Source organism: Paenibacillus sp. FSL R7-0216, assembly GCF_037969915.1.
GTDB lineage: Bacteria > Bacillota > Bacilli > Paenibacillales > Paenibacillaceae > Fontibacillus > Fontibacillus rhizolycopersici.
The window spans coordinates 160,001-174,240 of the sequence record NZ_CP150222.1 but is presented as its reverse complement, the minus strand read 5'-3'; the positions used below and the strand labels follow the sequence as shown (position 1 = coordinate 174,240).

The following is a 14,240-nucleotide window of genomic DNA, read 5'->3' as shown; positions in this document are numbered from 1 at the left end:
ATTGCGACCTCCTTGCAGGCACTATCTTGCCTTGAGTCAAAAGCTAACAAACGTCAGGATATCGCCGTACGATGCTCCGAGCGGTCCTGCCTTTCGTGCGGATTCCGGCGCACTTAGCAAATCCTCCGGACCCTCGGCACGGCGCATCAGCACGCTGCGACCTTCTCCGCGCAGCCGTTCCGCTTCGGTGAACGCCCGCTTCCGGTTCGGCGCATCATACTGCAGCAAGTCCGGCAACTCCGCTTCGCTTGCAAGGCCCCCCACTCCGTCCAGAATCCGATTCGTCTTCAGCGAGAAGCCCGTCGCCGGCGCGGGGCGGCCGAACTGCTGCAGCAAATTGTCGTACCGTCCGCCGCTGCACACCGGGAAACCCAGCTCCGCCGCATATCCTTCAAACGTCATGCCTGTATAATAGGAAAAGTCCCCGATCATCGTGAGGTCGATCATCACATGTTCGGCTACGCCAAAATCCTCCAGCGCCTCCCACACCTGGCAGAGATGGCGGATCGACGTTTGGGCGAGCGGATTTCCGCTCAGCTCCAACGCTTGGCCGCAGATTTCCTTCCCACCGCGCAAGCGGAGAATTCCCTCCAGCTCGTCACGTTGCTGCGGCGACAGGGATAATTCCGCCAGCGTCTCTCGGTAACCGACGTAATCGCGGTGCAGCAGCCCGTCTTTGAGCGCCTCTTGAATATCTTCACGGCCTGGAACCACATCTTCCAGCAGGCCGTTCAGGAAGCCGACATGCCCGACGGCGATCTTAAACGACTTTACGCCAGCGGCCTGCAGCGAAGCTACCGCCAAGGCAATCACCTCGGCGTCCGCATCCGGGGAATCATCTCCGACCAGTTCCACTCCGGTTTGAAAAAACTCCGCCTCCCGTCCCGCCTCTTCCTCAATCGCCCGGAACACGTTGGCGTGATATGACAAGCGGAGCGGCAGCGGTTCTTCTTTGAGCAAAGAAGAGACGACACGGGCGATCGGCGCCGTCATATCGGAACGGAGCACCATCGTGGTGCCCCGATTATTCAGCAATTTAAACAGTTTCTGATCCGACGTCGAGCTGGCTACGCCTACCGTATCGTAATATTCCATTGTTGGCGTCATGATCTGCCGGTAACCCCAACCGGCCATGCAATCCAGCACGCGCCGTTCGATGGCCCGCAGTTTATCCACGGCAAAAGGCAGATAGTCGCGGACACCCGCCGGTTTTTCAAAGCCTTTTGGTTTCGACAAGTGTTTCACCTCACCGTTCTTCTGTCATACATCAATTTTTTCTTTATTATATTAAAGTGCTACCATACTACCAAAGTAAAGAGTAGCCCAATTTTATCATATTTTCTTTTGGACCGTCAATCGCTTCTTCCTCTCTATGTCCTTCCCTAAAGTATTCCCCAAGCCGGTGCCGAAACCCTTGCTCCTTGCCGAAAAAACGCAACAAACCGGTCTGGTAACCCAGACCGGCAGGGGATGCTCAAAGTTACATATTTACGCCAACTGAGGAACTTTGGCCGCTTTCCCGCCGCCCGGACGGTTTATTTTTGCGCAAGGAAGCCGGCACATTCCCGAGAAACCACGCAGCGAACGGCAACCGCCGGAAGCAGAACTGCACGAACACCCAGGATAAGAACAACGCTCCCAACGAGCCGACTACGATATAGAAGAGATAGCCGAACGCAGCGCCGGGCAGCCTTTGTTCGCTCCAGAAAAGCCGATAAACGAACAGGACAAACGGATGAAACAAATAGATGCCAAAGGAGAGCTCACCCAGTCGGGTTAGCGATCGGGTCCAGAAGCCTGAGCCTTTTCGCTGGATATAAAATGCCGCCTTCATTAATACCAATGCGGAAAATAAGGAGTGAACGTTCCATAATAACTCAAACCAAAGAGAGTTCGGCGAACTGAGGCCCTGACGGAACGAATACCAGAGCTGGACATGAACCAGGGCGATTGCCAGCCATCCCATCCATAAAGCAGCCGTCCATCCCTTTTGGAGCTTCGGCAGCGCTTTCCATTCCATCGTGAGCCAGACTTTGATTTTGCCAAAATAGATGGCCAATACTGCACCAAGCATGTAATAACCCATATAAGAAATCGCGAAGCTTGCTTTATTCGGCAACTGCAGCTCGTATTTGTTCAAGAACACGAATCCCCATTGCAGCGCGAGACCGCAGGGGAGAATCAGAGCGAGCAGCACGCGGTGATTGCGAAAGGATTGAAATAACCACAAGAAGAGCGGAAACAACAGATAAAACTGAATGCTGATAAACACGAAATAGAGATGGGTGTAGGCCGTGCCGGTCAGCAGCGCCGTCCCCAGCGACTTTAGCTCGTACATCTTGGAATTATTGATGAAATCATGGCGGTAGAACGCCACAAGCAGAAAATAACAGCAGGAGACCAATACATATGGCAAGAGGATATAAGTTAGGCGTTTCTTGTAGAACTTGCCCACCAACTTGCGACTGATCGGCTGATCGTAGTAATTGTAGAAGAGCACGAAACTGCTGAGGAAGATAAACGACGGGGTTCCGATTTTGAAAAAAATATTCATCCAATTATAAAAGTAGTAGACCGGTGAATTCAACGCTTGTTCCGCCGCCGCGAACGAGGAAGCATGTACCTGGATCACGCTGATGATGGCTAATGCCCGAAAGATGTCCAGCTGCGGCAAACGCTCTTTGACCACCTTGCTCACTCAACCAACCCCTATTCATAATTAAGAAGAAGCCTTATTTATGTACTAGACGCCCGTTTTTGGCAAAAGTTTCTATCGAGTGCTCATTTCACTATACCAGAAGTTGGTCCATCGTAAAACCGTTTGACCTTCTTCACCGTCTTTAATACAGGGAATGAAATTACCGGCCGGTAATCCCTGTTCGCTGCATTTCATATGGGAAGGAAGGGGCCCGAATTGGAAGAGAGAGAATGGGCTGCCGCTGCCTGCAGCGGAGACGAACAAGCCTTTTACCAGTTGATATCCATCCATCGGCGAAAGCTCTACGGCATCGCCTACAGCTATCTGCGCAACGAAGCGGACGCCTTGGAGGCGATTCAGGAAACGGTGTGCAAGGCTTGGATCAAATGCCGGCGCCTAAAGGATCCTGAGGCCTTCATTCCTTGGCTGATCCGGATCTTGATCAACTGCTGCATCGATGAGCTCAAACGGCGGAAAAGGGTTCTTCCATACGTGGCGGAAACGGTGCAGGCAACTGGAGAAATGGTCAGCGTATTCAAAATGGATCTAGATTCGGCATTGGATCGGCTCAAGCCCAAATACCGTCATGTATTGACGCTGAAGTATTATCAAGACATGACCCTGGCGGAGATCGCCCGGGTGCTGGACTGTCCGGAGGGGACCGTCAAGACCTGGCTGCATCAGGGCCTGAAGCAGCTACGCCGCCATATGGATGTGGGAGGTGAATTGTATTATGGTTGATCGGGAGGAAAATCAGCGATTGGCTCGTTATTTTGACGGGGTTCGGTTGGCCGAGAAGCAGATCGGAAACGAGCAACTGGACGCGGCGATCCGGCGCGGCTTGGAACAGGGAAGAAGCCTACGCGGCAAATGGCAGCTACGCCGGGGTCTGGCCTGGACAGCCGGAGCAGCAGGGACGCTGGCCGTGTGCCTGTTGTTGCTGTTCGTTTGGCCAAGTGGGAGCCCGTTTGTTGGCTCATTCTTATTTTCCACAACAGCCAGTCCGAATAAAGTCATTCCAAGCTATGTCTCATCCTTGATGACCTCCGAGATGGAGCGAGCCGCCGAACATGGCTTATACCAGCCAATCAACAAGTCGACAGAAGTGGCCGGAACGAAGGTCACCGTCGACGGTGTACTGGCCGATGGGCGGACGGTGGTGGTATTTTATTCGATGGTCAATTCTGAGGATGTGAAAGCCGTTGATAACCTTTATGGCTATCTGATCGATAAGGATGGGGATATATTTATCAACCTTCCTAGACAAAGCGGTACATCATTTGTTGATTCTAAGGATGTTAAACATAGCTTCTTTAAGATCACCTTTGATCAAGATGCGCCGACTCAAGCTGGCTTTGCTATAGATTCCAAAGCCATCAATGGGGATGCTCTTGCCAAAATCCGCTTCGGATGGAGCAGTCGTCCTTATGCCAATTTGAAGAAGACCCTTTCCGTGAATCAAACCGCAATCCTATACGGCAAGCCATTGACAGTGGACCAAATCGTCCTGCGGCCGCTGAGCACGACGCTCCTGTTCAAGCCGCAGAAAATCGTGGATAAACCCATGACGGATTACCTTGAGGCCAAGCTGTATCTGGGCGAGCACGGGGAGGATCAATTTTGGCGATACACGAAATCTAGAGGCATCATTTACGATTACGGGAACGGGAAGACCTCGACGCCTTATCTCTCTGGGATTGATTTTGAAAGCCTTTATTACACGGATTGGAACGAAGTCACGCTCCAAATCGACGGTTTTGGAACCCCAGTTTCAAGGACACTGAATCTCGCGGTTGATACAGACAAGAACCAACTCATTGCTCCAAACCCGGCCGTAGAGATGATTGAAGTCGTTCCCGGTAAACAATCGATCGAGATACGCTTGTATATGCATCAAAGTGCTGAATCCAAGATAGCGATGCCATACCGCGTTGAGGATCACTTTACGGACGATAAAGGGAACACCTATCGAATTCTGAGCGAAAATGACTTCCCCTCGTATCGTCTTGATGACGACGTGGAGACGATCAGTTTCAAACTGGAGTCGCGTCAATATTCCCAACCGCTGAACTTCACGCTAACGGAAACCTTGGACTACAAACCCCAACAATTCAAGATCCCACTCAAATAATACGCAAAAAGCGGTCCCGATCGGCAAGTCGCCGGTTCGAGGCCGCTTTTTTAATTCAGCTTAACTTCTAACGCTTGCCACAATGCTTATATCCGCCAAAATCACCGTTTTGCAATTCTAACGCTGACCACAATGCTTATTGTCTCTATTTTCTGCCGTAATCAGGTGTTTTCCTCGAAATAGCGTTGCACAGCGTCGTTAGAATCTCAACAGCGCCGAATTGGTCACAATAGCGTTCCTGATCAGCGTTAGCGCATTTACCAAAATAGCGTTCCTGATCAGCGTTAGCGCACCAGGCATATGTGTCTCGCTCGTTAAGATACATCGAGATCGAGTTACTCCTCCATGCAACCTGACTAGCCGAGTCTTACTGCCACTTCGAGCTCCCTAGGTCATGCGTGCATTAACTAGGGCTCTTCCGCTCCAGCACCCGCAGCGGATTACCGCCGACAAAGGTGCCCGGAGCCACGTCTTTATGTACCACTGATCCGGCCGCGACAACTGCGCCGTCCCCGATCGTGACGCCAGGGAGAATGGTGCTGTTCGCCCCAATCATTACCTCGTCGCCAATCCTTACCTCACCCAATCGGTATTCCTTGATCAGGTACTCATGGGCCAGGATCGTTGTGTTGTAACCGATCACCGAGTTACGCCCGACGGTTATCAACTCCGGAAAAAATACGTCAACCATCACCATTAGCCCAAACGCCGTATGCTCGCCGACCTTCATACCCAAAACCCGTCGATAAATCGCATTCTTAACGGAAAGAATCGGGCAGTACCGGGCAATTTGGATAAAAATAAAATTGCGGACGCCCTTCCACGGGCTTACCGTTCGGTATAGCTGCCAAAGCGCGTTAGGCCCTTCGACCGGATACCGTTTGACTTGTCTCACGACTTCACCGGCTCCCAACCTAAGATACCGTAAAGATCGGTCATATCCTGGAGGATGTAGTCAGGATCATACTTACGCAGCACCGCTTCGCCTTTCAAAGACCAAGCCACACCGGCAGCCTGCACGCCGGCAGCCTTCGCACATTGCAGATCTGCCGCACTGTCACCGACCATCAGCGTTCGCGCTGGATCGGCGTTCAACTCGCGCAGCGCCGTCAGAATCGGTTCGGGATGCGGCTTGGGATGCTTCACGTCCTCCACCGTTACGATTGCCTTCATATACGGTTTGAACCCGAACATATTCAAGGCGAGCAGCGTCGTTTCCTTGATCTTTGTCGTGACGATGCCCATCGTGATCCCCCGTTCGTGCAGCCTTGAGATCACTTCCTTCACATGCGGAAAGTCACGGATCAGTTCATCATGACGTTCCCGATTGTATTTCCGGTAATCCGCCACCAGATCGGCGACGTCCTGCCTACCCGAGAAAATCTGCAGTTGATGCTCCAGCGTCATCCCCATATGTGGGATCATTTCTTCCCGGGTATGGGGCTTCAAGCCGTTCTTCTCAATGACATGCTCAAATGTCGTAATAATCAGTTCGTTGGTATTAATGATCGTTCCGTCTAAATCAAATAACACGGTGTCTATCATGCAGTCGCTACTCCTTCTTCTCTTCCGGAACTTCCGGTTGTTCCTCCGTTGTCGTCTCCGTCGTCTTGGCCGGCTCCACCTTCACCGGTTCGACATTTCCAACTGCTCCTGGCACCTCCACAGCGGCTACCTTCGTGGAAATAATCGGATCGCTGTAGTACGGCAAATCACTTACCGTACGGCGTCGCACAATAATGAAAATAACAGCGGCAATCACAATCCCAATGGCGAGCAGTTGCGAAATACGGACGTTACCGTAAGACGGGGCCAGATAGCCCAACTCAAAGCCGAACCAGGTCATCGGCGACCACAGCCCGTTCACGAACGAAGCGAGCCAAGCAGCCCCTTGGAAAGCCAGGCTGTCGGTCCGCAGCGCTTCAATGAAGAACCGTCCGATCGAATACCAAATGAAATACGACGCAAACAATTCACCAGACCGCAGAAACTTCTGTCTGCGCAAGATGAGAAGCAAGATCAATCCCACCAGGTTCCATAACGATTCATATAAAAACGTAGGGTGATGGAACGTCCCCTGCACATTCATTTGATTTACGATAAACGACGGCAGGTGCAGGCTATTTCGCAAAAATTCTTCGGTCGTCGGGCCGCCATAAGCTTCCTGATTGACAAAGTTCCCCCAACGCCCGATCATTTGCCCGATAATAAGCCCAGGAGCACAAATATCAGCAATTCTCCAGAAATTATATCCACGGCGCCGAACAAAGATCACCGCGCAAATAATCGCACCGATGAGCGCTCCGTAAATCGCGATACCGCCGTTCCAGATCTTAAAGACATCCCAGAAGTTATTTTTGTAATCGTCCCACATAAATGCGACGTAATAAATCCGCGCGGCAATAATTGCCGACGGCACCCCCAGCAACAGCAAGTCCATAAAGAATTCCTGGGGAATGCGGAATCGCTTCCCTTCCCATACCGCTAGCAGAAGGCCAACCAATGCAGCGCTTCCTAAAATCAGCCCATACCAGTGTACTTTCAAGCCCCCGATGGAAAATGCGATCGGGTCCAATAACAAAGTGCCCATCGTTCACGCTCCTAATCCAAATCGTCGATATCTTCCGCAATCGTTTCGGTCAGTTTTGTCGTAAACTGCAGCGCGGCGTTATACCCCATCCGCTTCAAACGGAAGTTCATCGCAGCCACCTCGATGATAACAGCCAAGTTCCGCCCCGGGCGTACGGGAATCGTGGCCAGCGGTACATCGGTATCGATGATTCGCGTCGTCTCCTCATCCAGCCCCAACCGATCATATTGCTTCTCCTGCTGCCAAGCTTCCAATCTGACCACCAGCGTAATCCGCTTATTGTTACGGATCGCCCCGGCGCCAAACAACGTCATGACATTGATAATCCCGACACCGCGGATTTCCAACAGGTGACGGATCAGTTCGGGTGCCGAACCATGCAATTGATTGTCCGAGGTTTGCCGGATTTCTACGGCATCGTCCGCAATCAGACGGTGACCGCGCTTCACCAGCTCAAGTGCAGTTTCGCTCTTCCCGATACCGCTGCTGCCCGTAATCAGCATCCCTACTCCATAAACATCGACGAGAACCCCGTGAATGGTCGCCGTTGGCGCCAGCTTCCGTTCTAGAAAACTCGTGATCCGGCTCGAGAGTATGGTTGTGGCCATGCTGCTGCGAAGAACCGGGATTTGCTTCTCCGAACTGATTTCAATTAATTCTTCCGGCACATTCCAAGACCGAGTGACGATAATGCAGGGAGTTTCCTCACTGCTGCATAAACGCTCCATACGATCTCTGCGCTCTTTCTCCGGAAGCATCTCAAAGAAAGCCAACTCCGTCTTCCCTAAGATCTGAACGCGCTCCGGCGGATGGTATTCAAAATAGCCGGCCATTTCCAGACCCGGACGATACAGATCATCCACCGTGATCGCACGCTTTAAGCCCTGCTCTCCGGAAACCACCTCGAGCCCGAACTGGTTAACCAATTCGGATACTTTCACTTTTTTAGCCATGGTGCTCTTCCTTTCCCCTGCCGGCATCCCCAACGGGTTCCTCGTCTCAACAAGCTCCGGCTCCAATATAAGCTGCCATTACGGCATTCATTCATCTTGTTACAGGATCACTCAATGTATTCATCGTAAAGGAAATTGTCACGTAAATCAATCATTGCCCCGGGAGCAGCCCCGGGTTCCATGTTTCGGAGCTGTCAATCCTCCCGCTTAACAAAAAAACCGCCCCGAAGGGCGGTTTCTTCAACGCTTAACGGTTTAGCCGAAGAATACGTTGCGTTCTGTTTCTTTGTCGAAGATATGAATTTTGTTCATATCGATCGCCAGTTTAACATTGTCACCTTCACGCGTGTTGGAGCGGCCGTCTACGCGAGCGATCAGGCCGTCGCCGCCAGCACCGTTCAGGTACAATTGCATTTCGTGACCCAGGTTTTCCGTCAGGTACACGTTAGCGGTGAATGCAGTTTGCGGCGAAGCTTCCAGGAATACTGGCTCTTCATGGATGTCCTCAGGACGAATACCCATGATGACTTCTTTGCCGATGTAGCCTTTTTCTTTCAGAACGGTTGCTTTACCTTGAGGCACAACAACGTCCATGTTGCTCGCTTTGAAACGAACTGTACCGGCTTCTTCTGCCAGAGTACCGTTTACGAAGTTCATCGTAGGGGAACCAATAAAGCCAGCAACGAAGATGTTGCCCGGTTGGTTGTACAGCTCTTCTGGAGAAGCAGCTTGTTGGATGATACCGTCGTGCATAACCACGATGCGGTCACCCATCGTCATAGCTTCGATTTGGTCATGGGTTACGTAGATGCAAGTGGTTTCCAAACGTTTAACCAGTTTCGTGATTTCCGCGCGCATTTGACCGCGCAGTTTAGCATCCAAGTTGGAAAGCGGTTCGTCCATCAGGAACACTTGAGGATCGCGGACAATCGCGCGGCCCAAGGCAACCCGTTGACGTTGACCACCGGAAAGAGCTTTAGGTTTGCGATCCAGCAAATGCTCGATGTCGAGGATCTTTGCAGCTTCGCGAACGCGTTGGTCGATTTCGTCTTTCTTCACTTTACGCAATTTCAAACCAAACGCCATGTTTTGATAAACGTTCATGTGCGGATACAACGCGTAGGATTGGAATACCATCGCGATGTCGCGGTCTTTCGGAGCAACGTCGTTCACGACGCGGTCGCCGATGTACAATTTACCTTCAGTAATTTCTTCCAAACCAGCGATCATCCGAAGAGTTGTGGATTTACCGCAACCAGATGGACCTACCAGTACGAGGAATTCTTTATCCGCAATATCAAGGTTGATGTCTTCTACGGTTGCTTTTGCAGCACCCGGGTATTTTTTGAAAATGTGTTCTAAGCGTACGCCTGCCATGTGTTTGGCCTCCCATAAGTAAATTTGGTGGTAAGGGTTCTATGACCTTTATGAAATCGGATACATTTTATATTTATATATTAGTCGATAGGAGTTCACCCATCCATCCACAAACTGCACAAAAAACTCATGGCCTTTTCGTCACTTTATACAATAAGAGCTCCAGCTTGACCAAAACAGCGTCGTTAAACGTCCGCACATCCAGTCCGGTCTCCTGTTTGAATTTATCAATCCGATATAATAAGGTATTCCGGTGAATATAAAGCCGTTTGGCGGTTTCGCTAACATTACAGTCCAACGCAAAAAACGTCTCCAGCGTCGTCAACGTCTCCTCGTCTTGCAACAGGCCGGCACGGTCCCCAAGCTCCAGGGTGAACTGACGGCGTTGCTCCTCCGGGATACTGTATACGAGCCTCTCCAACTTCAGCTCCCAAGGCAAGTGGATTTGATCGGTAATATTAAACACTCGACCGAGGGCCAGCGTCTGACGCAAGAACAACGTGGCGGATGCCAACTCTGTCTCCCCGATTAATGTGCCCCCTACCGTCAGATGAAATCCCCCGACCCATTCGTTGGTTACGAGCTCGTATAGCCCTTGGCAAAGCGCGCCCAGCAGGTCTCGTTCTGTCTCCGCCGCTTCTTCGCTCTCTTCCCGCAAGCTCATAAACAGCTCTTCGGCCAGCAGGATCAGCCAATCCTCTTTCAGCGGGATTAAGATCACTTCACCGCCGAAATAACTCTTCAAGAGCTTGTTCAGTTTCGAAAAAGAAAGGGCCTGACCTTGCCCCGAACTCTCCCAATTCAGCAAAAAGGGCAGCATTCGTCCCTTCAGCTTCGGCTTCATGGAATAATGCTCGGGAAGCGGCTGGTTCAGTTCTCCCAACTCTATACGCTCCTGCAACCATTCCCCTAGTTGGATGCTGCGTGTCTCATCGTCTCGCTTCGGGCTTGGTATCATATGAGACGATTCTCGAGCCGCGGACAAAAGCAATTGAATGAGTTGCGCCTCCGCCTCGGTTACCTGGGAAAGCTCCGTCTCAAGCACGCGAACGTTTCCTTGCTGGCGTTCCACGAGCCATACCCACCGATGCTCGATACGAAAAGGACCGGAACTCCGGCCATCTGAATTCGGAATGGCGTCGTTCCAGGCCTGTAATTGCCACACGCTCTCCGATAATGACGTACCGATAACGCTCTCCACTTGCTGTATCAGCCATTTGATTTCCATAGCGTTGCCTTTCTCTCCATGCATTTTAGTGTTGATTAAATTCATTTTATCATACCCGCTGGTGTAAACGTAAATCCCGCTTTAGCGCAAAAAAGCCGTCAACCCTAAGGTCAACGGCTTTGGATATGAGCCATGAAGGACTCGAACCTTCGACACCCTGATTAAAAGTCAGGTGCTCTACCAACTGAGCTAATGGCTCATAAAAACTGGTGGAGGCTGATGGATTCGAACCACCGAACTCGTCAGAGAACAGATTTACAGTCTGCTGCGTTTGGCCACTTCGCTAAGCCTCCATATGAATTATGCTACCCGAATTACCCGAAAATAATGTAGGAGCATAAAAGTGGCTCGGGACGGAATCGAACCGCCGACACGAGGATTTTCAGTCCTCTGCTCTACCGACTGAGCTACCGAGCCATAGGTTTTACAGAAAATTTCCAAAAAAATAAAGCGGTGAAGTTGGTCACTTTCCCACTTTACGGTGGAAATATTTAAATAAATGGCGGAGCCGACGGGATTCGAACCCGCGGTCTCCTGCGTGACAGGCAGGCATGTTAGGCCTCTACACCACGGCTCCGCGTGAAGTAAATGGTGCCGGCGAGAGGACTTGAACCCCCAACCTACTGATTACAAGTCAGTTGCTCTACCAGTTGAGCTACACCGGCACGGTGTAAAAATGATTTGTTTGCAAGGTGTCGATGATGGTGGAGGCTGAGGGGATCGAACCCCCGACCCTCTGCTTGTAAGGCAGATGCTCTCCCAGCTGAGCTAAGCCTCCGAGATGTTATGGTAGCGGCGGAGGGGATCGAACCCCCGACCTCACGGGTATGAACCGTACGCTCTAGCCAGCTGAGCTACGCCGCCACAATATAAGCTTGTACAAATGGCGGAGAGAGAGGGATTCGAACCCTCGCACCGCTTACGCAGTCTAACCCCTTAGCAGAGGGTCCCCTTATAGCCACTTGGGTATCTCTCCAAGCCATAAATTCAAGGTTTAATCCTTGAAAACTGGATACGAAACGTATTTGCGTGTTAGATTTTTGGATAAGCCCTCGACCGATTAGTACCTGTCAGCTCCATACATTGCTGCACTTCCACCTCAGGCCTATCAACCTCGTCGTCTTCAAGGGGTCTTACTAATTGGGAAATCTCATCTTGAGGGGGGCTTCACGCTTAGATGCTTTCAGCGCTTATCCCGTCCGCACTTAGCTACCCAGCTATGCTCCTGGCGGAACAACTGGTGCACCAGCGGTGCGTCCATCCCGGTCCTCTCGTACTAAGGACAGCTCCTCTCAAATTTCCTGCGCCCACGACAGATAGGGACCGAACTGTCTCACGACGTTCTGAACCCAGCTCGCGTACCGCTTTAATGGGCGAACAGCCCAACCCTTGGGACCTACTTCAGCCCCAGGATGCGATGAGCCGACATCGAGGTGCCAAACCTCCCCGTCGATGTGGACTCTTGGGGGAGATAAGCCTGTTATCCCCAGGGTAGCTTTTATCCGTTGAGCGATGGCCCTTCCATGCGGTACCACCGGATCACTAAGCCCGACTTTCGTCCCTGCTCGACTTGTCAGTCTCGCAGTCAAGCTCCCTTTTGCCTTTGCACTCTTCGAATGATTTCCAACCATTCTGAGGGAACCTTGGGGCGCCTCCGTTACTCTTTAGGAGGCGACCGCCCCAGTCAAACTGCCCACCTGACACTGTCCCCGTACCGGATCACGGTACCAGGTTAGAACTCCGATACGATCAGGGTGGTATCCCAACGGCGCCTCCACCGAAGCTGGCGCTCCGGCTTCCTAGGCTCCCACCTATCCTGTACAAATCGTATCAAAGTCCAATATCAAGCTGCAGTAAAGCTCCATGGGGTCTTTCCGTCTTGTCGCGGGTAACCTGCATCTTCACAGGTATTAAAATTTCACCGGATCTCTCGTTGAGACAGCGCCCAAGTCGTTACGCCATTCGTGCGGGTCAGAATTTACCTGACAAGGAATTTCGCTACCTTAGGACCGTTATAGTTACGGCCGCCGTTTACTGGGGCTTCGGTTCATAGCTTCGGGTTACCCCTAACCACTCCCCTTAACCTTCCAGCACCGGGCAGGCGTCAGCCCGTATACTTCGCCTTGCGGCTTCGCACAGACCTGTGTTTTTGCTAAACAGTCGCTTGGGCCTTTTCACTGCGGCCCCCTCGAGCTATTCACTCTACCGGGGCACCCCTTCTCCCGAAGTTACGGGGTCATTTTGCCGAGTTCCTTAACGAGAGTTCTTCCGCGCGCCTTAGAATTCTCTTCTCGCCTACCTGTGTCGGTTTGCGGTACGGGCACCTTCTCCTGACTAGAGGCTTTTCTTGGCAGTGTGAGATCATGACCTTCGGTACTATAATTTTCCCTCCCCATCACAGCCCAGCCTTACGGTGTGCGGATTTGCCTACACACCAGCCTCACTGCTTGGACGAGCATCCATCAGCTCGCGTCACTACCCTACTGCGTCACCCCATCGCTCATAACGGATTACGGTGGTACAGGAATTTCAACCTGTTGTCCTTCGACTACGCCTTTCGGCCTCGCCTTAGGTCCCGACTTACCCTGAGCGGACGAACCTTCCTCAGGAACCCTTAGGCTTTCGGCGGATCAGATTCTCACTGATCTTTTCGTTACTCATACCGGCATTCTCACTTGTATGCTGTCCAGCGCTCCTTACGGTACACCTTCTACCTACATACAACGCTCCCCTACCCCAGATGCAAAGCATCTAGCCATAGCTTCGGTGGTGTGTTTAGCCCCGTTACATTTTCGGCGCAGAGTCACTCGACCAGTGAGCTATTACGCACTCTTTAAATGGTGGCTGCTTCTAAGCCAACATCCTGGTTGTCTGTGCAACTCCACATCCTTTCCCACTTAACACACACTTGGGGACCTTAGCTGATGGTCTGGGCTGTTTCCCTTTTGACAATGGATCTTAGCACTCACTGTCTGACTCCCGGTTAATCAGTCTGTGGCATTCGGAGTTTGACTGAGCTTGGTAACCCTTGGCGGGCCCCGCACCCAATCAGTGCTCTACCTCCACGACTATCCCACCGAGGCTAGCCCTAAAGCTATTTCGGGGAGAACCAGCTATCTCCGAGTTCGATTGGAATTTCTCCGCTACCCCCACCTCATCCCCGCACTTTTCAACGTACGTGGGTTCGGGCCTCCAGTGCGTGTTACCGCACCTTCACCCTGGACAGGGGTAGATCACACGGTTTCGGGTCTACGCCTACAAAC

The 14,240-nt window shown here is 51.8% G+C and carries 10 protein-coding genes, 8 tRNA genes and 1 rRNA gene (1 of these 19 cut by a window edge); 2 read left to right on the top strand and 17 right to left on the bottom strand.

The window, feature by feature from the left end:
* Positions 1-36 precede the first annotated feature (36 nt).
* Together MKZ15_RS00830 and MKZ15_RS00825 are read right to left on the bottom strand one after the other, a co-directional pair.
* Positions 37-1,236 carry an ATP phosphoribosyltransferase regulatory subunit gene (locus MKZ15_RS00830; protein ID WP_339819060.1) on the bottom strand — a complete coding sequence of 400 codons (1,200 nt, stop codon included), beginning with the start codon at positions 1,234-1,236 and terminating at the stop codon, positions 37-39.
* 244 nt (positions 1,237-1,480) lie between these two features.
* Positions 1,481-2,698 carry an acyltransferase gene (locus MKZ15_RS00825; RefSeq protein ID WP_339819058.1) on the bottom strand — a complete coding sequence of 406 codons (1,218 nt, stop codon included), beginning with the start codon at positions 2,696-2,698 and terminating at the stop codon, positions 1,481-1,483.
* 216 nt (positions 2,699-2,914) lie between these two features.
* On the opposite strand from MKZ15_RS00825, the gene MKZ15_RS00820 reads away from it, so the two are divergent.
* The gene (locus MKZ15_RS00820) at positions 2,915-3,439 is read left to right on the top strand and encodes a sigma-70 family RNA polymerase sigma factor (RefSeq protein ID WP_339819056.1); all 525 of its coding nucleotides are present in this window, start codon (positions 2,915-2,917) and stop codon (positions 3,437-3,439) included.
* Positions 3,432-4,829, top strand: a complete 1,398-nt coding sequence (locus tag MKZ15_RS00815) for a DUF4179 domain-containing protein (RefSeq protein WP_339819054.1) — start codon at positions 3,432-3,434, stop codon at positions 4,827-4,829. Before MKZ15_RS00820 ends, MKZ15_RS00815 begins: the two co-directional genes overlap by 8 nt.
* A gap of 403 nt (positions 4,830-5,232) precedes the next feature.
* Here the strand turns inward: MKZ15_RS00815 and MKZ15_RS00810 are convergent, their stop codons facing one another.
* The 15 genes from MKZ15_RS00810 to MKZ15_RS00740 all read right to left on the bottom strand — a co-directional run.
* Positions 5,233-5,724: an acyltransferase gene (locus MKZ15_RS00810; protein WP_193417304.1), complete on the bottom strand. Its 492-nt coding sequence runs from the start codon at positions 5,722-5,724 to the stop codon at positions 5,233-5,235.
* The gene (gene ppaX, locus MKZ15_RS00805; protein WP_339819050.1) at positions 5,721-6,374 is read right to left on the bottom strand and encodes a pyrophosphatase PpaX; all 654 of its coding nucleotides are present in this window, start codon (positions 6,372-6,374) and stop codon (positions 5,721-5,723) included. The genes MKZ15_RS00810 and ppaX overlap by 4 nt, the downstream gene beginning before the upstream one ends.
* 7 nt (positions 6,375-6,381) lie before the next feature.
* Positions 6,382-7,419 (bottom strand): prolipoprotein diacylglyceryl transferase, encoded by a 1,038-nt coding sequence (gene lgt, locus MKZ15_RS00800; RefSeq protein ID WP_339819048.1) that lies wholly within the window; start codon positions 7,417-7,419, stop codon positions 6,382-6,384.
* An 11-nt stretch (positions 7,420-7,430) separates the two neighbouring features.
* Entirely contained in the window at positions 7,431-8,372 is a 942-nt protein-coding gene (gene hprK, locus MKZ15_RS00795; protein ID WP_155606902.1) for an HPr(Ser) kinase/phosphatase, read from the bottom strand.
* Between the two features lie 255 nt (positions 8,373-8,627).
* A complete protein-coding gene (gene ugpC / locus MKZ15_RS00790; protein ID WP_339819044.1) occupies positions 8,628-9,749 on the bottom strand; it encodes a sn-glycerol-3-phosphate ABC transporter ATP-binding protein UgpC in 1,122 nt (373 codons plus the stop codon).
* A gap of 127 nt (positions 9,750-9,876) precedes the next feature.
* Positions 9,877-11,022 (bottom strand): helix-turn-helix domain-containing protein, encoded by a 1,146-nt coding sequence (locus MKZ15_RS00785; protein ID WP_193417307.1) that lies wholly within the window; start codon positions 11,020-11,022, stop codon positions 9,877-9,879.
* An 81-nt stretch (positions 11,023-11,103) separates the two neighbouring features.
* A tRNA-Lys gene (locus tag MKZ15_RS00780) sits at positions 11,104-11,176 on the bottom strand.
* Positions 11,177-11,184: 8 nt separating this feature from the next.
* Positions 11,185-11,270, bottom strand: a tRNA-Tyr gene (locus MKZ15_RS00775).
* Positions 11,271-11,321: 51 nt separating this feature from the next.
* Positions 11,322-11,394: transfer RNA gene (locus tag MKZ15_RS00770), tRNA-Phe, on the bottom strand.
* Positions 11,395-11,477: 83 nt separating this feature from the next.
* Positions 11,478-11,554, bottom strand: a tRNA-Asp gene (locus MKZ15_RS00765).
* Positions 11,555-11,566: 12 nt separating this feature from the next.
* Positions 11,567-11,642: transfer RNA gene (locus MKZ15_RS00760), tRNA-Thr, on the bottom strand.
* Between the two features lie 37 nt (positions 11,643-11,679).
* Positions 11,680-11,755: transfer RNA gene (locus MKZ15_RS00755), tRNA-Val, on the bottom strand.
* Positions 11,756-11,764: 9 nt separating this feature from the next.
* Positions 11,765-11,841 (bottom strand) — tRNA-Met (locus MKZ15_RS00750).
* A 20-nt stretch (positions 11,842-11,861) separates the two neighbouring features.
* Positions 11,862-11,953 (bottom strand) — tRNA-Ser (locus tag MKZ15_RS00745).
* 64 nt (positions 11,954-12,017) lie between these two features.
* A 23S ribosomal RNA gene (locus MKZ15_RS00740) occupies positions 12,018-14,240 on the bottom strand; it runs 704 nt beyond the window's last position.